Origin of the sequence: Mycobacterium sp. IS-1742 (genome assembly GCF_001500125.1) — a bacterium.
Classification (GTDB): Bacteria; Actinomycetota; Actinomycetes; order Mycobacteriales; family Mycobacteriaceae; genus Mycobacterium.
In genome coordinates this window covers 71406-91604 of record NZ_LQIV01000015.1, presented here as the reverse complement: position 1 = coordinate 91604, position 20199 = coordinate 71406, and the positions used below count along the sequence as shown (strand labels likewise).

Annotated in this window: 15 protein-coding genes and 1 pseudogene; 9 read left to right on the top strand and 7 right to left on the bottom strand. The window is 69.2% G+C overall.

All coding sequences use genetic code 11. The features are described 5' to 3' along the window. Positions 1-2: 2 nt before the first annotated feature. The 3 genes from AU196_RS11740 to AU196_RS11730 all read right to left on the bottom strand — a co-directional run bounded on the left by AU196_RS11740 (position 3) and on the right by AU196_RS11730 (position 3942). Positions 3-2237 (bottom strand): catalase, encoded by a 2235-nt coding sequence (locus AU196_RS11740; RefSeq protein ID WP_059095246.1) that lies wholly within the window; start codon positions 2235-2237, stop codon positions 3-5. Between the two features lie 118 nt (positions 2238-2355). Then, on the bottom strand, positions 2356-3360 hold the full coding sequence (locus AU196_RS11735; RefSeq protein WP_059095245.1) for a PHP domain-containing protein: 1005 nt from the start codon (positions 3358-3360) through the stop codon (positions 2356-2358). Between the two features lie 15 nt (positions 3361-3375). Next, positions 3376-3942 (bottom strand): TIGR03086 family metal-binding protein, encoded by a 567-nt coding sequence (locus AU196_RS11730; RefSeq protein ID WP_059095244.1) that lies wholly within the window; start codon positions 3940-3942, stop codon positions 3376-3378. A 120-nt stretch (positions 3943-4062) separates the two neighbouring features. On the opposite strand from AU196_RS11730, the pseudogene AU196_RS11725 reads away from it, so the two are divergent. Then, positions 4063-4937: pseudogene (locus AU196_RS11725) on the top strand (LLM class F420-dependent oxidoreductase). Between the two features lie 321 nt (positions 4938-5258). Here AU196_RS11725 and AU196_RS11720 read toward each other — a convergent pair. Together AU196_RS11720 and gltB are read right to left on the bottom strand one after the other, a co-directional pair. Continuing rightward, positions 5259-6737 (bottom strand): glutamate synthase subunit beta, encoded by a 1479-nt coding sequence (locus tag AU196_RS11720; protein ID WP_059095243.1) that lies wholly within the window; start codon positions 6735-6737, stop codon positions 5259-5261. Then, on the bottom strand, positions 6730-11346 hold the full coding sequence (gene gltB, locus AU196_RS11715) for a glutamate synthase large subunit (protein WP_197415767.1): 4617 nt from the start codon (positions 11344-11346) through the stop codon (positions 6730-6732). Before gltB ends, AU196_RS11720 begins: the two co-directional genes overlap by 8 nt. Before the next feature lie 555 nt (positions 11347-11901). Here gltB and AU196_RS11710 point away from each other — a divergent pair. The 5 genes from AU196_RS11710 (at position 11902) to AU196_RS11690 (ending at position 14814) form a co-directional block, all read left to right on the top strand. Beyond that, positions 11902-12699, top strand: coding sequence for a PaaI family thioesterase (locus AU196_RS11710; RefSeq protein ID WP_059095241.1), 798 nt, complete (start codon positions 11902-11904; stop codon positions 12697-12699). Between the two features lie 105 nt (positions 12700-12804). Further along, positions 12805-13629 carry an aquaporin Z gene (gene aqpZ, locus AU196_RS11705; protein WP_059095240.1) on the top strand — a complete coding sequence of 275 codons (825 nt, stop codon included), beginning with the start codon at positions 12805-12807 and terminating at the stop codon, positions 13627-13629. Positions 13630-13700: 71 nt separating this feature from the next. Further along, positions 13701-14036 (top strand): DUF732 domain-containing protein, encoded by a 336-nt coding sequence (locus AU196_RS11700; RefSeq protein ID WP_059095239.1) that lies wholly within the window; start codon positions 13701-13703, stop codon positions 14034-14036. Between the two features lie 32 nt (positions 14037-14068). Then, positions 14069-14539: a DUF5078 domain-containing protein gene (locus AU196_RS11695; protein ID WP_059095238.1), complete on the top strand. Its 471-nt coding sequence runs from the start codon at positions 14069-14071 to the stop codon at positions 14537-14539. After that, a complete protein-coding gene (locus tag AU196_RS11690) occupies positions 14536-14814 on the top strand; it encodes a hypothetical protein (protein WP_059095237.1) in 279 nt (92 codons plus the stop codon). Before AU196_RS11695 ends, AU196_RS11690 begins: the two co-directional genes overlap by 4 nt. Positions 14815-14882: 68 nt before the next feature. Here AU196_RS11690 and dps read toward each other — a convergent pair whose 3' ends face one another. After that, on the bottom strand, positions 14883-15422 hold the full coding sequence (gene dps, locus AU196_RS11685) for a DNA starvation/stationary phase protection protein Dps (RefSeq protein ID WP_059095236.1): 540 nt from the start codon (positions 15420-15422) through the stop codon (positions 14883-14885). 89 nt (positions 15423-15511) lie between these two features. Beyond that, a complete protein-coding gene (locus AU196_RS11680; RefSeq protein ID WP_082695684.1) occupies positions 15512-16435 on the bottom strand; it encodes a DNA-3-methyladenine glycosylase family protein in 924 nt (307 codons plus the stop codon). A gap of 134 nt (positions 16436-16569) precedes the next feature. Between AU196_RS11680 and AU196_RS11675 the strand changes: the two genes are divergently transcribed. The 3 genes from AU196_RS11675 to AU196_RS11665 are packed head-to-tail and all read left to right on the top strand — an operon-like array spanning position 16570 to position 20199. Next, positions 16570-17694 (top strand): polyprenyl synthetase family protein, encoded by a 1125-nt coding sequence (locus AU196_RS11675; protein WP_059095235.1) that lies wholly within the window; start codon positions 16570-16572, stop codon positions 17692-17694. 28 nt (positions 17695-17722) lie between these two features. Beyond that, the gene (gene crtI, locus AU196_RS11670) at positions 17723-19252 is read left to right on the top strand and encodes a phytoene desaturase family protein (protein ID WP_059095234.1); all 1530 of its coding nucleotides are present in this window, start codon (positions 17723-17725) and stop codon (positions 19250-19252) included. Further along, entirely contained in the window at positions 19249-20199 is a 951-nt protein-coding gene (locus AU196_RS11665; protein ID WP_059095233.1) for a phytoene/squalene synthase family protein, read from the top strand. The genes crtI and AU196_RS11665 overlap by 4 nt, the downstream gene beginning before the upstream one ends.

Below are 20199 nucleotides of genomic sequence, written 5' to 3'. Positions count from 1 at the left end.
GGTCAGGCGGGGACCGCGCGCCCCCACACCCGGTGCTCGCCGAGGCTTTCGATCAGCGACGCCGCCAGGCCCGCGGGATCCGAGGCGCTGAGCACGCCCTCGGAGTCGGTGAGGACACCGGACGAGGACAGCAGATCGGCCCCGTGCGGAAGCACGGCGAGCGCCTTGAAGTGCCGGAACGCCTCGTCCACGAGGATCTTGGCCTGGACCGTCGCCGGCGATCCGGCGAGGACGAGAGCGTCGAACTCGATCGAACGCGCGGTCGCGTACGTGCGCGAGATCGGGATGCTGCCGCCCTCGTGGTCGAGGGTTCCGCCGTGCGGGGCGATCACCAGCGGCACCAGCTTCGCCGCCCCCAGCGCCTCGACCACCGCCGCCACAGCGCCGACGTCGGAGTCCGGCCCGGTGAGGATGCCGATGAGGCGCCCGTCCACCGGCCAGCGCTGACCGATCTGGGACACCGCCGGGCTGAGCACCGACGGTTCGGCAGGCGCGGCCGTGGGCGCGGGCGGTTCGAGACCCAGGCCCGCGGCAACCGACGCGCACAACTCCGCATCGATGTTGGCCAGGACCGCGAGCTGGCGTTCCTTGACCGTCTGCTCGTAGCACTTGCCCAGTTCGAAGGTGTATGCCTCGGCGACGTGGGCCTGTTCCACCGGGCTCAGGCTGCGGTAGAACATCGCCACCTGCGAGAAGTGGTCGTCGTAGGAGGCCGGGGCCGCACGCACTTTCGTCGCCTCGGCGACCACGGCGGGCGCCTCGATGAACGCGGCGTTGTCCGCACCCGCGAGGAACGGGCATCCACCGTCGAGCGAGTTCGGCCGGTACGGCGCAACGCCCGGGTGCACGCCGTGCTGGTGGAAACCGTCGCGCAGCATGTCGTTGACCGGGGCGTGCGGACGGTTGATCGGGATCTGACCGAAGTTCGGTCCGCCGAGCCGGGTCAGCTGGGTGTCCAGGTAGGAGAACAGCCTCGCCTGCAGGAGCGGATCGTCGGTGACGTCGATGCCGGGCACCAGGTGGCCGGGGTGGAACGCCACCTGTTCCGTCTCGGCGAAGAAGTTGGTGGGATTGCGGTTCAGTTGCATGGTGCCGATCACCTGCACCGGGGCCAGTTCCTCGGGCACGATCTTCGTCGGGTCGAGCAGGTCGATCCCCTCGAACATCTGGTCCGGCGTATCGGGCATCACCTGCACGCCCAGGTCCCATTCGGGATAGGCGCCCTTCTCGATGGCGTCCGCGAGGTCACGGCGGTGCAGGTCCGGGTCCATCCCGGCGGCGATCTGCGCTTCTTCCCACACCAGCGAGTGCACACCCAGTCGCGGCTTCCAATGGAACTTCACCAGCGACGTCGAGCCGTCCGGCGCGGTCAGCCGGAAGGTGTGTACACCGAAGCCCTCCATCATCCGGTAGGAGCGCGGAATGCCCCGGTCGGACATGTTCCACATGGTGTGCGCGGAGGCCTCGGTGTGCAGGGAGACGAAGTCCCAGAACGTGTCGTGCGCACTCTGGGCCTGGGGGATCTCCCGGTCCGGATGCGGTTTGGCGGCGTGCACGACGTCGGGGAATTTGATGCCGTCCTGGATGAAGAACACCGGGATGTTGTTCCCGACGAGGTCGAACGTGCCCTCGTCGGTGTAGAACTTGGTGGCGAATCCGCGGGTGTCGCGAACGGTGTCGGCCGACCCGCGGGAACCGAGCACCGTCGAGAAGCGGACGAACACATCGGTTTCCGCGCCGGACCTGAGGAACCCCGCCTTGCAGATCTTCTCGGCGGCGCCGTTACCGCGGAAGACGCCGTGGGCCGCGGCGCCGCGGGCGTGCACCGCACGCTCCGGGATGCGCTCGTGGTCGAAATGCATGATCTTTTCGCGCAGGTGGTGATCCTGCAGCAGCGTCGGCCCGCGTTCGCCCGCCTTGAGCGAGTGGTCGGTGTCGTGGAGCCGCGCGCCCTGCGCGGTGGTGAGGTACTCACCCTGCTGCCCGCGCGCGGTCTGCCCACCGCCGACCGAAAGGCCGGTGGCCGTGCGGAGATCGGGTCCGCCCTGGTCCGGTTTGGGGGGCAGCGGTTCGCGCGGCGCGGTCGGTTCGTCGAACGACGGCTTCTCCGGTCCGGGTGCGCCCGGGATGTAGCTCGGGCTGTGCTGCTGCAGCCGCTCGGCGGCCTCCACGACCTTGTCCTTGGCGTCCTTGACGACGCTCTTGATGGTCTCTTTGGCTCCGCGGTCTTGCGCCATGGGGTCCCCTTCGTCAGCTGTGGGTGACCGGGCACGCCGAAACGGCCCCTTGTCACGCGTCCCCACGCCTTTCCCTGCCGCAGCGGTGGTTAAACGCGGCGGACCGCCATGTGAGATTTCAGGACGTGGTCCACTCCAGCAGCTCGTCGGCCCGCCAGGTGTTGACGATCCGCTCGACCGGCACCCCGGCGTCGAGCGCCCGCTGTGCGCCGTAGCCGAGGAAGTCCAGCTGGCCCGGAGCGTGGGAATCGGTGTCGATGGCGAAGACGCAACCGATTTCGAGCGCGAGGTTCAGCAACCGGGTGGGCGGGTCCCGCCGCTCGGGGCGGGAGTTGATCTCGACCGCGGTGCCGTTGTCGCGGCAGGCGGTGAAGACCTTCTCGGCGTCGAACTTCGACTCCGGCCGGATTCCCCGGTTGCCGGTGACCAGGCGCCCGGTGCAGTGGCCGAGCACGTCGGTGTGCGGGTTGGCGACGGCCTTGAGCATGCGGCGGGTCATCGCCGGGGCGTCCATCGCCAGCTTGGAGTGCACGCTGGCCACCACGACGTCGAGCCGCTCGAGCAGTTCCTCCTCCTGGTCGAGGGAGCCGTCCTCGAGGATGTCCACTTCGATGCCGGTCAGAATACGAAGGGGCGCAACGGTTTCACGCAGTTCGTCGATCACGTCGAGTTGTCTGCGCAGCCGGTCGGGCGACAGTCCGTTGGCGATGGTCAGCCGCGGCGAGTGGTCGGTCAGCACGCAGTACTCGTGCCCGAGGTCACGCGCGGCGGCCATCATCTCCTCGATCGGCGCCGATCCGTCCGACCAGTTGGAGTGCACGTGCAGATCGCCCTTGAGCGCCGCGCGGATCTCACCGCCGCCGAGATCGACTGCGTTGTCCCGTAATTCGATGAGGACGTCGGGTTCGCGGCCGGCCCACGCCTGCGCGATCACCTTCGCTGTCTTGGGCCCGATACCCGGAAGCGACTGCCAGGAGTCGGCTGCGCCGTGGCGGTCACGTTCGGCTTCGGTGAGCCGCTCCACGACGTCGGCGGCGTTGCGGTAGGCCATCACCCGTCGGGAGTCCTCGCGGGCTCGGTCCTTGTAGTACGCGATCTGGCGCAGCGCGGTCACCGGGTCCATGTCCCCAGTGTGCCCTCAGCGCGGACTCCAGCGCGGATCGCGGCCGCTGAGCCCCACGATGCGGTCGATCGCCGGCGCGTCGTCGGGCACCGGCACGGCGGGACCGAACATCTCTTCCGTGCCCGCGGGATCGAACTGGCGGAGGTACTCGAGGCACACCTGCGCGGTGGCCGCATCGCAGTCGTAGGTCTGGCCGCTCGCCACGGCGACGTCCCAGCCGTGGATCACCACCTCGGTCAGCGCGACGATCCCGGCGACCTCACCGGGCAGGTCGATCCCGCCCGCCCGGGTCATCCCCGTCCACGCGTCGGCGGAGCGCCATGCGTCGGCCAGTTCGGTCAGGCGCTGCGGGTACGCGCCACGCCAGTCGTCGTCGGCTGGTCGCGGCTGCGGGGGGTTGTCGGTCCACTCGCCGAGGTCCTTGCGCGCGGCCGCGGTGAAGGCCGTGGACAGATCGCCGACGTGCGCCAAGAGCTCACCGAGCCGCAGATCGGCGCACGGCGTGGCGACATCGAGCAGCCCGTCGGGCACGTGGGCGAGGACGTCGGCGGTGCGCCGGCAGGCGGAGCTGAGGTCGGTCATATCCGTACCGACTCACGGCGGCCGGGAAACTCATCGCACGACGGCCACGAAACCGGACTAGCGTCGGTGGGCGTGCGATTCGCCTTCAAGACCTCACCTCAGAACACCACTTGGGCCGAGATGCTGCCGATCTGGCAGGCCGCCGACGACATCGACGTCTACGAGTCGGGCTGGACGTTCGACCACTTCTATCCGATCTTCTCCGATTCGGCGGGGCCATGCCTGGAGGGCTGGATCACGCTGACGGCATTGGCCCAGGCCACCCGGCGGCTGCGGGTCGGCGTGCTGGTCACCGGCATCCACTATCGCCATCCCGCGGTCCTGGCCAATATGGCGTCGGCGCTCGACATCGTCTCGAACGGCCGGCTCGAGCTCGGCATCGGCGCGGGCTGGAACGAGGAGGAATCCGGCGCCTACGGGATCGAGCTGGGCACGATCAAGGAACGCTTCGACCGCTTCGAAGAGGCGTGCGAGGTGCTCACCGGCCTGCTGTCCCAGGAAACGACGAGCTTCGACGGGACGTACTACAGCTCAAGGACGCCCGTAACGAGCCGAAGGGCCCACAGCAGCCGCACCCGCCGATCTGCATCGGTGGCAGCGGCGAGAAGCGGACGCTGCGCATCACGGCCCGGTGGGCGCAGCACTGGAACTTCGTCGGCGGGCCGCCGGAGGAGTTCGCGCGTAAACGGGACGTCCTGGCCTCGCACTGCGCGGACATCGGACGCGATCCGAAAGAGGTCATGCTCTCGGCGCACGTCCGACTCGGCGCGGACCACGACTACGCGAAGGTGATCGACGAGGCGGCCGCACTGGGCGCCGAGGGCCTCGACCTGGCGATCGTGTACCTGCCGCCGCCCTACGACACCGCGGTGCTGGAACCGCTCGCGGAGGCGATCCGGGACTCCGGGGCTGACGGTCACGAAAGGATAACGATCAGGCAAAATCCGGGGGCGGCACGGGTCGACCGCCCGACCGGCGGGTCACCGCTTAGCTAGACGCCGTAGCGCACCAGTTCGGCAGCGGTGATGAGCCGTTCCTGCTTGGCAGGAAATTCACGGCTCTTGACGGGGTGACGGAACAATGACCAGGCGATTCGACCCACCCGTGACCGGGAAATCGGGTTGATGTACACGTCGATCACTCCTGCGGTAACTCAATTGCTGATCGTGGGCCACGATATCGCAAAACCCACATCAAGTCATTAGAGTTCGCTCCCCCGGCAAACGCCGTGAGGCGCGCCGACGAATACACGTCGAGTTTCTGGTGTGGCTGGTGTGACAGATGCGGCAATGCGGCCACCCGGATGACCCGGCGACTCAGCGCTGCGGAGCCGCCGTCGGCCTGATCGGGGCCGGCAGGGCGCTGCGGCCCATCAGGTACCGGTCGACGCCCGCGGCGGCGGCCCGCCCCTCGGCGATCGCCCAGACGATCAGCGACTGCCCGCGGCCCATGTCGCCGGCCACGAACACGCCGGGTACCGAGGTCGCGTAGTCATCGTCACGCGCGACGTTGCCGCGGTCGGTCAGCTCGACCTTGAGGTCGGTCAGCAGGCCGGGCTTCTCCGGTCCGACGAAGCCCATCGCGAGCAGCACCAGGTCGGCCTCCAGCTCGAAGTCCGAACCCTCGACCTTCTCGAACTTGCCGGCCTTCATCTCGACCTCGTGCACCTTCAGCGAGGTGACGTGGCCGTTCTCGTCGCCGCAGAACTCCTCGGTGTTCACCGAGTACACCCGCTCGCCGCCCTCTTCGTGGGCCGACGACACGCGGAACATCAGCGGATAGGTCGGCCACGGCGTGCTGTCGGCGCGCGTCTCCGGCGGACGCGGCATGATCTCGAACTGGTGCACGCTGGCCGCACCCTGCCGGTGCGACGTGCCGAGGCAGTCCGCGCCGGTGTCGCCGCCGCCGATGATGACGACCTTCTTACCCTTGGCGGTGATCGGCGGCTCGCCGTCGTCGCCGGTCGCTTCATCCTTCAAGTCCCCCGCTGCAAACCGGTTGGCCCAGGGCAGGAACTCCATCGCCTGGTGGATGCCGTCGAGTTCGCGGCCCGGAATCGGCAGATCGCGCCATGCGGTCGCGCCGCCGGCCAGCACCACCGCGTCGAACTCCGAACGCAGCTGCGCCACCGACATGTCGACGCCGACGTTGACGCCGGTGCGGAACTGGGTGCCTTCGGCCTCCATCTGCTCCAGCCGGCGGTCGATGTGGCGCTTCTCCATCTTGAACTCGGGGATGCCGTAGCGCAGCAGGCCGCCGATGCGGTCGGCACGCTCGAACACGGTCACGGTGTGACCGGCCCGGGTCAGCTGCTGGGCGGCGGCCAGACCGGCCGGGCCGGAGCCGACGACGGCGACCTTCTTGCCGGTCAACCGGTCCGGCGGCAGCGGGACCACCCAGCCCTCGTCGAAGGCGTTGTCGATGATCTCGACCTCGACCTGCTTGATGGTGACGGCGTCCTGGTTGATGCCGAGCACGCACGACGCCTCACACGGCGCCGGGCACAGCCGCCCGGTGAACTCCGGGAAGTTGTTGGTCGCGTGCAGTCGCTCGATCGCGTCGCGCCACCGGTCCCGGTAGACCAGGTCGTTCCACTCGGGGATCAGGTTTCCGAGTGGGCACCCGTTGTGGCAGAACGGAATCCCGCAGTCCATGCAGCGGGCGGCCTGGGTCTGCAGCGTCTCGTGCGAGAAGTCCTCGTAGACCTCTTTCCAGTCGCGCAGGCGCAGCGGCACCGGACGGCGCTGCGGCAACTCGCGATGGGTGTACTTGAGAAAACCGCGCGGATCAGCCACTTGCGGCCGCCATGATCGCCTCGTTCTTGTCCGCGCCGGTGCGTTCCGCCTCGGCGATTGCGGCCAGCACGCGCTTGAAGTCGCGCGGCATGACCTTGACAAAATGCTTCAACTCTTCTTCCCAGTTGTTCAGAACGCGTTGCCCCACCGCGGAATCGGTGGCGTCGACGTGGGCCTGCAGCATGCCGTGCAGCCAATCCACATCCTCACCGTCGAGGACGTCCAGCTCCACCATCTCGGCGTTGAGGTTGTCGGGCAGGGCGCCCGCGGGGTCGTAGACGTACGCCATCCCGCCGGACATCCCGGCCGCGAAGTTGCGACCAGTCGGCCCGAGGATCACGACCTTACCGCCGGTCATGTACTCACAACCGTGGTCGCCCACGCCCTCGACGACGGCGACGGCGCCGGAGTTGCGGACGGCGAACCGTTCGCCGACCTGCCCGCGCAGGAACATCTCACCGCTGGTCGCCCCGAACAGGATGACGTTGCCTGCGATGATGTTGTCCTCGGCGACATAGTCGGCCGGGGCGTTGTCGGCCGGGCGGACCACCACGCGCCCACCCGAGAGTCCCTTGCCGACATAGTCGTTGGCGTCGCCGTACACCCGCAGCGTGATGCCCTTGGGCACGAAGGCGCCGAAACTGTTGCCCGCCGAACCGTCGAACGTGATGTCGATGGTGCCGTCCGGAAGCCCCTGACCGCCATAGGCTTTGGTCACCTCGTGGCCGAGCATGGTGCCGACTGTGCGGTTGACGTTGGCGATGGTGGTGGAGAACTTGACCGGCGTGCCGGAGTCGAGCGCCTCGCGGCACATCACGATGAGCTGCTGGTCGAGCGCCTTGTCCAGGCCGTGGTCCTGACGCGAACTGCAGTACAGGTCCTGGTTCATGAACGCCGACTCGGGCTCGTGCAGCACCGGCGACAGGTCCAGCTTGTGGGCCTTCCAGTGCTCGGCCGCCTCGGTCGTGTCCAGCACGCCGACCTGGCCGACCATCTCGTTGACGGTGCGGAAGCCCAACTGCGCCATGGTCTCGCGCACTTCCTCGGCGATGAACAGGAAGAAGTTCTCGACGAACTCGGGCTGGCCATTGAACCGTTCGCGCAGCACCGGGTTCTGGGTGGCCACGCCGACGGGGCAGGTGTCGAGGTGGCAGACCCGCATCATGATGCAACCGGAGACCACCAGCGGCGCGGTCGCGAAGCCGAACTCCTCGGCGCCGAGCAGGGCGGCGACCACCACGTCACGGCCGGTCTTGAGCTGACCGTCGACCTGCACCACGATGCGGTCGCGAAGACCGTTGAGCAGCAACGTCTGCTGCGTTTCGGCCAGGCCCAGCTCCCACGGCGCGCCGGCGTGCTTCATCGACGTCAGCGGCGTCGCACCGGTGCCGCCGTCGTGGCCGGAGATCAGCACGACGTCCGCGTGCGCCTTGGACACGCCCGCCGCGACCGTGCCGACACCGTTCTCGCTGACCAGCTTGACGTGCACGCGGGCCTGCGGGTTGGCGTTCTTCAGGTCGTGGATCAGCTGTGCGAGATCCTCGATGGAGTAGATGTCGTGGTGCGGCGGCGGCGAGATCAGCCCGACGCCGGGGGTCGAGTGCCGCACCTCGGCGACCCACGGGTACACCTTGTGACCCGGAAGCTGGCCGCCTTCACCGGGTTTCGCGCCCTGGGCCATCTTGATCTGGATGTCGGTGCAGTTGCTCAGGTAGTGGCTGGTCACACCGAAGCGGCCTGACGCCACCTGCTTGATCGCACTGCGTCGCCAGTCGCCGTTCTCGTCGCGGTCGAACCGGGTGACGGCCTCGCCGCCCTCGCCCGAGTTGGACCGGCCGCCGAGGCGGTTCATCGCGATCGCGAGCGTCTCGTGCGCCTCGGCCGAGATCGAGCCGTAGCTCATCGCACCCGTGGAGAAGCGCTTGACGATCTCGCTTGCCGGCTCCACCTCGTCGATCGGGATGGGCTCGCGCACACCGTCTTTGAACTTCAGCAGACCGCGCAGCGAGGCCATCCGCTCGGACTGGTCGTCGACCAGTTTCGTGTACTCCTTGAACACGGAGTACTGGCCGGTTCGGGTGGAGTGCTGCAGCTTGAACACCGTGTCGGGATTGAAGAGGTGGTACTCCCCTTCACGCCGCCACTGGTACTCGCCGCCGACCTCGAGTTCGCGGTGCGCCCGCTCGTCGGGCCGGTCCAGATAGGCCAGCGCGTGGCGGGCGGCGACCTCGGCCGCGATGTCGTCGAGGTCGATGCCGCCGACCGGGCAGCTCAAGCCGGTGAAGTACTCGTCGAGCACCGTCTGGTCGATGCCGATGGCCTGGAACAGCTGCGCGCCGGTGTAGGAGGCCAGCGTCGAGATGCCCATCTTGGACATCACCTTGAGCACACCCTTGCCCGCGGCCTTGACGTAGTTGGCCTTGGCCTGGTCGCTGCTGATCCCGGTGATCACACCGCGGTCGACCATGTCCTCGATCGACTCGAACGCCATGTAGGGGTTGATCGCCGCGGCGCCGAATCCGCACAGGGCGGCCATGTGGTGCACCTCGCGGGCATCGCCGGACTCGACGACGAGGCCGACCTGGGTGCGGGTGCGCTCCCGGACCAGGTGGTGGTGCACCGCGGCGACGCTCAGCAGCGACGGAATCGGCGCCATCTGCTCGTCGGACTCCCGGTCGGAGAGCACGATGATGCGCGCCCCGTCGCGGATCGCCGCCGACACCTTGGCGCGCACGTTGTTCAGCGCCTCACGCAGACCCTGTCCGCCCCGGTTGACCGGGTACAGGCAGCGGATCACCGCGGCGCGCATCCCGTGCTTGTGCCCGCGGATCTCGTGGTCGGGGTCGACGCACATCAGCTTCGACAACTCGGCGTTACGCAGGATCGGCTGCGGCAGCACGATCTGGCGGCACGATTCGGCGGTCGGGTTGAGCAGGTCGCCCTCCGGGCCGATGACGCCCTGCAGGCTGGTCACCACCTCTTCGCGGATGGCGTCCAGCGGCGGGTTGGTCACCTGGGCGAACAACTGCTGGAAGTAGTCGAACAGCATGCGCGGCCGCTGCGAGAGCACGGCGACCGGTGTATCGGTGCCCATCGACCCGATCGGCTCGGCACCCGTGCGCGCCATCGGCGCGACGAGCAGGTTCAGTTCTTCGTAGGTGTAGCCGAAGGCCTGCTGGCGCAGGACGACGCGGTGGTGCGGCATCCGCACGTAGTCACCCGGCGGCAGTTCCTCGAGGTGGAACAGGCCGGCGTCCAGCCACTCGGCGTACGGCTGCTCGGCGGCGAGTTCGGCCTTGATCTCCTCGTCGGAGACGATGCGGCCCTGGGCGGTGTCGACCAGGAACATGCGGCCGGGCTGCAGGCGCATCTTCTGCACGACGGTCGCGGGGTCGAGGTCGAGCACACCGGCCTCCGAGGCCATCACCACGAGGCCGTCCTCGGTGACCCAGATCCGCGACGGGCGCAGGCCGTTGCGGTCGAGCACGGCGCCGATCACGGTGCCGTCGGTGAAGCAGACCGCCGCGGGCCCGTCCCAGGGCTCCATCAGCGACGCGTGGTACCGGTAGAACGCCCGCCGGGCGGGGTCCATCGACTCGTGGCGCTCCCACGCCTCGGGGATCATCATCAGCACGGCGTGCGGCAGGCTGCGGCCGCCGAGATGGAGCAGTTCGAGCACCTCGTCGAAGCGCGCGGTGTCCGAGGCGCCGGGGGTGCAGACCGGGACGATCTTGTCGAGGTCGGCCCGGGTGCCGAACACGTCGGTCTTGATGAGCGCCTCGCGGGCGCGCATCCAGTTCTCGTTACCGGTGACGGTGTTGATCTCACCGTTGTGGGCGACGCGCCGGAACGGGTGCGCCAGCGGCCACGACGGGAAGGTGTTGGTCGAGAAGCGGGAGTGCACGATGCCCAGCGCACTGGTCAGCCGCTCGTCCTGCAGGTCGAGGTAGAACGCCCGCAGCTGCGGGGTGGTGAGCATGCCCTTGTAGACGAACGTCTGGCCGGACAGGCTCGGGAAGTAGACCGTCTCGCGGCCGGGGCCGTCCTGGCCGGGACCCTTGGTTCCCAGCTCGTGCTCGGCGCGCTTGCGGACCACGTAGGCGCGGCGCTCGAGTTCCATGCCGCGGACGCGAGGAGCAGAGGGATCTCCCGACGCGCCGGCGAGGAACACCTGCCGGAAGGTCGGCATCGCATCGCGGGCCAGCGCACCGAGAGACGAGTCGTCGGTCGGCACGTCGCGCCAGCCCAGCACCGTCAGGCCCTCGGCCTCGGCGATCTTCTCCACCTGCTCGCAGGCCGTGGCGGCGTCCTTCGACGACTGCGGCAGGAAGGCGATGCCGGTGGCGTAGCTGCCCGGTTCGGGCAGGTCGAACTCCACCACGGCGCGGAAGAACTCGTCGGGAACCTGCAACAGGATGCCCGCACCGTCACCGGTGTTCGGTTCGGCGCCCTGGGCACCGCGGTGCTCCAGGTTCAGCAGGGCCGTGATGGCCTTGTCGACGATGTCGCGGCTGCGGCGCCCGTGCATGTCGGCCACCATCGCCACGCCACACGAGTCGTGCTCGTACGCGGGGTTGTACAGCCCTCTGGGCGCTGGTCCCACTGGCATCCCACCTGACCCTTACTCTCGAACCTTCGGCGAAGCGTCATCTGCCGTCTGCGACGGCATGAGCCGACGGGGCGGAGGCGGTCCTCTGTGCAGCATTGAACAGCGGCCTTTTTTTCCACTCGCCACAAGTGAGGAAACGATAAGTCAAACACCGGCTGACATGCCAACTTAGTCAGACCTAACTATACTCGCCCGGCATGTTGCCGACGCCGGCGCGCGACGCTCGTCGGTGGAACGAAACATGTTGAGCCACTGCGTTTTCGGCCCGCGGTCCACGGGGAGGCGGCAACGGTGCCGTCCGGCCGGACGATTGCTGCCCGTGCCTGAAAGTTTGCTGACACCGACTCTTCGTGCCATTTTGCTGGCATTGTTGACTGTGTGGCGTTTGCAGAAAGCCTAGTTAGATTCTTAGACAACGCTGACGGGCGCCTGAGCGGGCGTTCCGGCGTGCGCCCCGACCCGATGAGGGGCGGGTCACTGAGTCCCGCAACGCATCTCAGGCCCCGTCGCTGCGGTCGATACCCCCGAGGGGTAAGGCACCCGGACCGCTGGCGCATGCTGAGCGCGATGTCACACCCGCTCAACACCCCTATCGGCCGGTTCGGCATCGAGACCTTCGAGGGCACCGGCGACCACAGCATCGCCACCGTCCCCACCCGCGGTCTGGTGAACCCGCTCACCGGCCTGCCCACCGCCGCACCCCTGGCGATGCTGCTCGACCACGTCGGCGGCCTGGCCAATCACCTGCGGCGCGGCGAGGACGAATGGACCGTGTCCACGGAACTGTCCCTGGAACTGGTCCCCGAGGCAGCCGACCTGATCACCGCCGACGACGCCGGCGTGGTGGGGCGGGCGTGGCCGGTCGCCGTCAAGGGCGCCACCGCGATGGCGCTGTGCGAGTTCAGCCACCGCGACGTCGTCATCGGCACCGGCAGTGTGCGGTCCTTCTACATCACCGGCGCCCGGTTCACCGACTTCCCGCAGCAGGCCGAGCACCACACGCGCAAGGTCGGCCTGGCCGCGATGCTGGCCGTCGAAGCCGACGGCGACGCCGCCCTGATCCAGCACGCCGATCCGGTGATCAACAACATGCTCGGTGTCGTCCACGGCGGGGTGGCCGCCACCGGCCTGGAACTCGTCGCGTCCGCCGCGGTGAACGCCGGCCGCAGCGATCCGCCCCTGCGCACGGGATCCCTGCGGGTGAACTTCCTGCGCAGGCTGGCCGCCGGCGGTGAATGCCGGTACAGCGCAACACCTTTGCGTGTCGGTCGGTCGACGGGGGTGGCGGATGCCCGGGCCGTCGGGGCCGACGGGCAGCTGGCGCTGACGGCGCGGTTCACCGCGTACCGCTGAGCGCATTCCCCGGTCGCGGCATTGCCGTCCGGCCACGATTCGGCCGCAGCGCCCCCATCCGGCCGTGATCCGTGTCACGCTCGGGTCAGCGTGGAAGGAGTAGGCATGCGTGAGCCGACCATGATGCATCGGGTGGCCGCCGAGTTCGTCGGGACGTTCTGGCTGGTCTTCGGCGGTTGCGGCAGCGCGGTCTTCGCCGCCAAGTACACCTCCGCCGACGGCTACGCCTTCGGCATCGGATTCCTCGGCGTCTCGCTCGCCTTCGGTCTCACGGTGCTCACGGGCGTGTACGCGTTCGGCACCATCTCCGGTGGTCACTTCAACCCCGCGGTGACGCTGGGAGCCGCCTTGGCCAGGCGCGTCGAATGGCGGGTGCTGCCCGCGTACTGGATCACCCAGGTGGTCGCCGGCGTGGCGGCCGGACTCGTCATCTACGTCATCGCGAAGGGACGCGAGGGTTGGACCGCCACCGGCAACATGGCCGCGAACGGATACGCCAACCACTCGCCCGCCGGATATTCGCTGCTGGCCGTCGTCATCGCGGAGATCCTGCTGACCGGGATCTTCCTGCTGGTGATCCTCGGCGCCACCGACGACCGGGCGCCGAAGGGGTTCGCCGGTCTGGCCATCGGGCTGACGCTGACCCTGATCCACCTGATATCGATCCCGATCTCGAACACCTCGGTGAATCCGGCCCGCTCGACCGGCGTCGCGTTCTTCAACGGCAACGAGGCTCCCGCACAACTGTGGGTGTTCTGGCTCGCCCCACTGCTCGGCGCGGCCATCGCCGGAGCGGCCTATCCCTACCTGTTCGGACGGTACGAGGAACTGGCCGACCGGCCGGTACGCGACGATGCACTGGACGCCGAGGTCCTCGACGACGTCTCGGGCAGGCACACCGCACGAGGATCCGACCCGGACGTCCGGTAGCCGCCCGCCTGCCCTCCCGAGCCGGGTGGGTGGCCGTGACAAGCAGAATTAGGCCAGCTAACATCCTCGCCATGAAGAGAGCGATCCTGGCGGTGGCCTTCGCTGGCCTGGCGCTCGCCACGCCTGCCGTCGCGCACGCGGACCCCGACACCGATTTCGCGAACGCGCTGCACACGATCGGCATCTACGGGCAGAAGGATTACAACGCCTGGATCGGCAAGATCGCCTGCGAGCGCATCGATCGCGGTGTCGACAAGAACGCGTTCGATTCGGCGAAGTTCGTCGCGAGGCAGCTTCCGAAGGACAGCACCACCGAGCAGGCCTGGAAGTTCATCGGCCTGGCGTATCCCACCTACTGCCCGGCCCATCAGGCGCTGCTGCTTCAGGCCGCGGAGAAACCCGCGTGAGCGCCTCGCACGCAACCGATCGAAGGAGTGTCATGGCCGATCGTGTGAAAGGGCTCTGGGCGGGCGCGATCAGCGCCGCCGTCGCCCTGGGCGTGCTGAGCGCTCCGGCGACAGCCTCGGCCGACGCCACCGACGACTATCCGATCCCCAACCGGATCCTCAAGACCACCTGCACGGTCGACCAGTACATGGCCGCGGCGCGCGACACCTCACCGGTGTACTACGAGCGGTACATGATCGACTACAACAACCGGCCCCTCGACGTCCAGCAGGGCGCCCGGGACCGGATCTACTGGTTCTTCTCGCTGGACTACACCGCCCGTCGGCAGTACTCCGAGGCCACGGCGACCAACGTGTTCTACGAGCAGATGGCCACCCGCTGGGGCAACTGGGCGAAGCTGTTCTTCAACAACAAGGGCGTGGTCGCCCATGCCACCGACGTCTGCATGACGTACCCACCGTCGGATCCGTCGGTGTGGAACTGGGGATACAACCAACGATGACCACGCTGAAGACGATTCTGTCCGCGACCGCCGTCGCGGCCGGCCTCACCGCAGCCGCTCTGGGCGCGGGCGCGTCCGTCGCGGCCGCCCAGCCGGCTCCTCCGCCTCCGCCCGCCCAGGGCGAACCGGTACCGGCGTGGGCGCCGCCCAAGCCGGCGGAGTTCTGGGCCGGACAACCCGTCGTGTGGACGTCGGCGTGGGGTGGCCGCTGGGGCGTGTGGATCAACGGGGGCTTCATCACGCTGTCGTCGAACCCGGTCACCAACGGCGGCTGACCCGGACACGGAAAAGGGCCCGCGTCCCGGAAGTTTCGGACGCGGGCCTTCTTCGTGGGGCGGCGAGGCTAGCTCTTGGCCGCCTTGGCGGCGCTCTTCTCGGTGGAGGTGCCACCGTGCTTGAGCTCGCCACCGGCGTTCTCCAGGTGGGCGCGCACGAACCACTGGAACTTCTCCAGCTCCGCGGCGTGCCCGATCAGCATGTCGTTGGTGACCGGATCGGGCTCCTCGGTCTCCTCGATGTTCTTGCGGGTGTCCTCGATGATCCCGTCGTAGACGAGGTCGAGGGCCGCCAGATGCGCCTGCACGGTGTCGCGCTCCAGCGAGTAGTCGTCCCACGTGCGGTCGCTGATGATCGCCCCGGGGGTGCCCTTCGGGGAGCCGCCCAGCGTCGCGATGCGTTCGGCCACCTCGTCGGCGTAACCACGGACGAGTTCGACCTGCGGGTCGATCATCTCGTGCACACCGATGAAGTTCGGGCCGACCACGTTCCAGTGGATGTGCTTGAGGGTCAAGTGAAGATCGTTGTACCGGCTGAGCTGCTTCTGCAGCAGCTCCGCGACCTGGGCGCCCTCTTTGTCGGTCATGCCGGGAACGGTGTACGCCATGGAATGTCTCCTTCTTTCCGTGCGTGATCAAGTCTTCGATGCTCCGACTACCCCTCACCGGTGTGGCGTAATCAGGGCCCCGACCCACGTCACAGTTCGGCAAGCTTCGGGATCGCGAGGCGGGCGCCGAACCGCGGGTTGCGCGCCAAACCGCTGGCCAGCAGCAGTCGAACCGCGCGGTGGCGGTGCGGGCGCATCGGCTCGAGCAGCTCGACCATCGCCGGGTCGTCGATCGGACGGCCGAGCAGGCTCCACCCGACGGTCTTCGCGAGGTGGTAGTCGCCGACCGACAGCGCATCGGGGTCGCCCCACGCCCGCTGCGCGGTCTCCGCGGCCGTCCACTCCCCGACCCCGGACAGCGACATCATCGCCGCACGCGCCTGCTCGGCGGGCCGGCCGGACAGCCGCTCGAGTGAGTCGGCCCGCTGCGCGCACAGCACCACGGTCCGTGCCCTGCGCGGATCGACGTTGGCGCGGTGGAACTCCCACGACGGGATGCGCCGCCACACCTGCGCGCTCGGCGGAACCCTCATCTGCGCCGGCGCCGGCCCGGGGGCGGGTGTCCCGAACTTCGTGGCCAGCAACCGCCAGGCGCGGAAGGCGTCCATCCCGGTCACCCGCTGCTCGAGCACCGCGGGGATCAGCGCCTCGAGCACCCGGCCGGTGCTCCCCAGCCTCAGGTGCGGCACCCGCCGGTGCGCCAGGGCGATCGTCGGCTCCTGCGGGGCGAACCCCGCGTCGTCGTCGGCGGCGCCGAGCAGCGCGGGCACCCCGTCGAGGAACTCGGCCGCGCCGGGGCCCCACGCCTCGACGTCGACCGCGTTCGCCGCGGACCGGGTGATCCGGGCGGTCACCGGTCCGGTCGGCGGCAGGCTCGTGCGCCACATCGCCCCGTCGGCGGCGACGTGGAAGCAGGGGTCGCCGCGGCCGCGACGCAGCGGCATGAGCGTCAGCGCGGGGCTGACCGGACCACCGAAGACCACGCTGCGGCGAAGGGCCTGGTCAGCCCACACGGCGGCCTCCCGATGGATAAGTGAAGTGATGACGCAATCGTGACATCGAATCCCGATTGGTTTCCACGATCACGGGTACGGACAACTAGAACCCTAGTTTGGTGGTCTCAGCAGGGTGACGAGGAAGGCTTCGGGTGAGCGGTGTCGACGATCGGCTGCTCGCCGCTCCTCTGCGTCCGGCCCGGGCCGGACTCGCCGCCGACTCCTTCGACACCTGGCGCGACGACGTGCGCCGCGCGGCGATCGACGCGGTGACCGAGTTCGTCGCCGACCGTTGCGCCGGCGACCTGCGTCTCACCGGTGTGGACGTCACCCTCGACGTGCTCTCCGACTTCGTCGGTGACGGTAAGTGCTTGCGTTCGACGTTCGCCTACCTCGGCTGGCTGGCCGGCGCCGCACCCGACGACGCCGCCCTGCGCGCCGCCGCGAGTTTCGACCTGCTGCACATCTTCGCGCTGCTCCAGGACGACGTGATGGACGATTCGCCGCTGCGCCGGGGTCGTCCGGCGGCACATGTGCGGTTCGCGCAGTGGCACCGGGACAACGGCCTCAACGGGTCGGCCGAGCGGTTCGGCGCCTCGGCGGCGGTGCTTCTCGGCGACCTCTGCCTGGTGTGGGCGGGGCAGATGATGCGGGAGAGCGGTCTGGGGTCCGCCGCGCTGAGCCGTGCCTGGCCGCGGTACGACGCGATGCGCACGGAACTGGCCGTGGGCCAGTTCGCCGATCTGGTCAACGACGCGGGCGGACGGCCGACACTGGAGGACGTGCTCGACGTCGCACGTCGCAAGTCCGGGAACTACACGGTGCGCCGCCCCCTGGAGATCGGCGGTGCGCTGGCGGGCTGCCCGGAGCCGACCCTGCGGTTGCTCGGCCGCTACGGCGCGGCGGTCGGCGAGGCGTTCCAACTGCGCGACGATCTGCTCGGCATCTTCGGGACGCCGACGGTGACCGGCAAGCCCGCCGGCGGTGACCTCTCGGAACACAAGGCCACCAGCGTCGTCGTCGCCGCACACCGGCTCGCCGAACCGGCGGTGCGCACTCAACTCACCGACCTCATGTCGCGGCGCGACCTCGACGCCGACGACATCACCCGCTGGCAGCACCTGATCGCCGCGACCGGCGCGGTGCAGTGGATCGAGCAGCTGATCGACCGGCGGCTCTCGCACGCGCTCGAGCGCCTCCACACCAGCCCACTCGACGACACCGTGCGAACCGCACTGGTCAACATGGCGGCGGTCTGCACCCGGCGAGCCGCGTGACCGGAACACAGGTAGGAGAAACGAACTGATGCGCACCGTCGGGGGGCGAACAGACCGCGTGGTGGTCGTCGACGCCGGGTTGTCCGGCCTGTCGGCGGCGTTGCAGTTGGCCGGGCGCGGCCGCACCGTCACGGTGCTCGAACGCGAGACCTTCCCAGGCGGCCGGATGGGCCGGCTGGACATCCGGGGTTACCGGCTCGACACCGGACCGACCGTGCTCACCATGCCCGACATCATCGAGGACGCCTTCGCCGCCGTCGGCGATTCGATGAGCGGACGCCTGGAACTCGACCGGGTCGACCCCGCCTACCGCGCGTCGTTCGCCGACGGCAGCGGGCTGTTCGTGCACACCGACGCCACCGCGATGGCATCGGAGATCGAACGCTTCGCCGGCACCGATGCCGCCGACGGCTACCTGCGGCTGCGCACCTGGCTGACCCGGCTCTACCAGGCAGAGTTCAACGGTTTCATCGCCTCGAACTTCGATTCACCGCTGTCGCTGGTGACGCCGCAGCTGGCCCGGCTGGCCGCGATGGGCGGGTTCCGTCGGTGGGACCGGGTGGTGCGCAAGTACATCACCGACGAGCGGCTGCGCCGCATCTTCACCTTCCAGGCCCTCTACGCCGGGGTGCCGCCGCACAAGGCGCTGGCGGCCTACGCGGTGATCGCCTACATGGACACCGTGGCCGGGGTGTACTTCCCCCGTGGCGGCATGCGGGCCGTGCCGGACGCGATGGCAGCGGCCGCTTCCGACGCCGGTGTCGAATTCCGTTATGGCGCAGCTGTGTCGGTGCTCGAACGGAGCGCAGACGGCCGTGTGACGGCGGTGCGCACCGACGGCGGTGACCGCATCCCCGCCGACGCCGTCGTGCTCACCACAGAGCTGCCGACCACCTACCGCCTGCTCGGCCGCACCCCGCGACGCCTGCTGCCGCTGCGCCCGGCGCCGTCGGCGGTGGTCGCCCATGTGGGCTGCGCGGCCGTCGATCCCGGTGTGGCACATCACAACATCCTGTTCGGCGGCGCCTGGGAGCAGACCTTCCGCGACATCATCGACGAGGGCCGCGTGATGAGCGACCCGTCGCTGTTGGTCACCCGCCCCACCGCAGGCGACCCGAGCCTGGCGCCACCGGGCCGTGACCTCCTCTACGTGCTGGCACCCGCACCGAACAAGGCGGTGGGACAGGTCGATTGGACCCGCACCAGCGAGGCCTACGTCGAGGGCATGCTGGACACCGTGCGCAGGCGGATGCCCGCGGTCGGCGACGACCTCGAGCTGCTGCACGTCGTGGACCCCGACGGCTGGGCGCGCCAGGACATGGCCGCCGGCACGCCGTTCGCGCTCGCGCACACCTTCGGCCAGACCGGACCGTTCCGGCCGGCGAACACCATCCGCGGTGCGGACAACGTGGTGCTGGCCGGATCCTCCACGGTCCCCGGAGTCGGGGTGCCGACCGCGTTGCTGTCCGGCCGGCTGGCCGCAGATCGAATCACCGGGGCCGTCCCGCCGTCCACCCCCACGGCGGCCCCGACCAGAGCGAGGAGCGGGCTGTCATGATCGGATCCGAACTCGACGCCGCCGGTGTCCGCGACCCGGCGCTGCGCAACGCCTACCGCTGCTGCCGGGTGCTCAACGCCGAACACGGCCGCACCTTCTACCTCGCGACGCGGCTGCTGGCGCCCGAACAGCGCCCGGCCGTGCACGCCCTGTACGGGTTCGCCCGCCGCGCGGACGACATCCTCGACGATCTGGAGTCCACGGCCACCGTCGCCGAGCGGGCCGACCGGCTGCACCGCCTGGCCACCCAGCTGTTCGACGGCCTCGTCCAGGGCAACGCCACCGGAGGTGACCCGGCGCTGGCCGCCGTGGTGCACACCGCGCGCCGTTACGGGATCCCGTGGGAGTTGTTCGACGATTTCCTGGCGTCGATGCGGATGGATCTGACGATCACCGACTATCCGGACCGGCCGTCCATCGACCGCTACATGTACGGCTCCGCGGAGGTCATCGGGCTGCAGTTGCTGCCGGTCCTGGGCACGGTCGTCCCACGCGAAGAGGCCGCGCCCTACGCGGCGGCACTCGGCAAGGCCTTCCAGCTGACGAACTTCCTGCGCGACGTCGACGAAGACCTCGACCGGGGGCGGGTGTACCTACCCGCCGACGAGCTCGCCGCCCACGGCGTCGACCGCGATCTGCTGATGTGGTGCCACACCACCAAGCGCACCGACACCCGGGTGCGCAACGCGCTGGCCGAACAACATGCGGTGACCCGGCGCGTCTACGACTACGCCCGGCACGGGGTCGACCTGCTGCACCCCCGCTCCCGGGCGTGCGTCGGCGCGGCGGCCGTGCTGTATTCGGAGATCCTGGACCGCATCGAGGACATCGACTTCGACATCTTCAACCAGCGCGCCACCGTGGGGAACGGACGTCGGCTCCAGGTCGCGGGCATCGGGTTGCTGCGTGCCTGGCGCGCCCGCGTCACCCACCCTGCGAAGGTCTAG

Bases quoted from the DNA above. Each gene is read 5' to 3' on its own strand.
- AU196_RS11740 (WP_059095246.1), bottom strand. From the start codon at position 2,237: ATGGCGCAAGACCGCGGAGCCAAAGAGACCATCAAGAGCGTCGTCAAG.
- AU196_RS11735 (WP_059095245.1), bottom strand. From the start codon at position 3,360: ATGGACCCGGTGACCGCGCTGCGCCAGATCGCGTACTACAAGGACCGA.
- AU196_RS11730 (WP_059095244.1), bottom strand. From the start codon at position 3,942: ATGACCGACCTCAGCTCCGCCTGCCGGCGCACCGCCGACGTCCTCGCC.
- gltB (WP_197415767.1), bottom strand. From the start codon at position 11,346: ATGCCAGTGGGACCAGCGCCCAGAGGGCTGTACAACCCCGCGTACGAG.
- AU196_RS11710 (WP_059095241.1), top strand. From the start codon at position 11,902: ATGCTGAGCGCGATGTCACACCCGCTCAACACCCCTATCGGCCGGTTC.
- aqpZ (WP_059095240.1), top strand. From the start codon at position 12,805: ATGCGTGAGCCGACCATGATGCATCGGGTGGCCGCCGAGTTCGTCGGG.
- AU196_RS11700 (WP_059095239.1), top strand. From the start codon at position 13,701: ATGAAGAGAGCGATCCTGGCGGTGGCCTTCGCTGGCCTGGCGCTCGCC.
- AU196_RS11695 (WP_059095238.1), top strand. From the start codon at position 14,069: ATGGCCGATCGTGTGAAAGGGCTCTGGGCGGGCGCGATCAGCGCCGCC.
- AU196_RS11690 (WP_059095237.1), top strand. From the start codon at position 14,536: ATGACCACGCTGAAGACGATTCTGTCCGCGACCGCCGTCGCGGCCGGC.
- dps (WP_059095236.1), bottom strand. From the start codon at position 15,422: ATGGCGTACACCGTTCCCGGCATGACCGACAAAGAGGGCGCCCAGGTC.
- crtI (WP_059095234.1), top strand. From the start codon at position 17,723: ATGCGCACCGTCGGGGGGCGAACAGACCGCGTGGTGGTCGTCGACGCC.
- AU196_RS11665 (WP_059095233.1), top strand. From the start codon at position 19,249: ATGATCGGATCCGAACTCGACGCCGCCGGTGTCCGCGACCCGGCGCTG.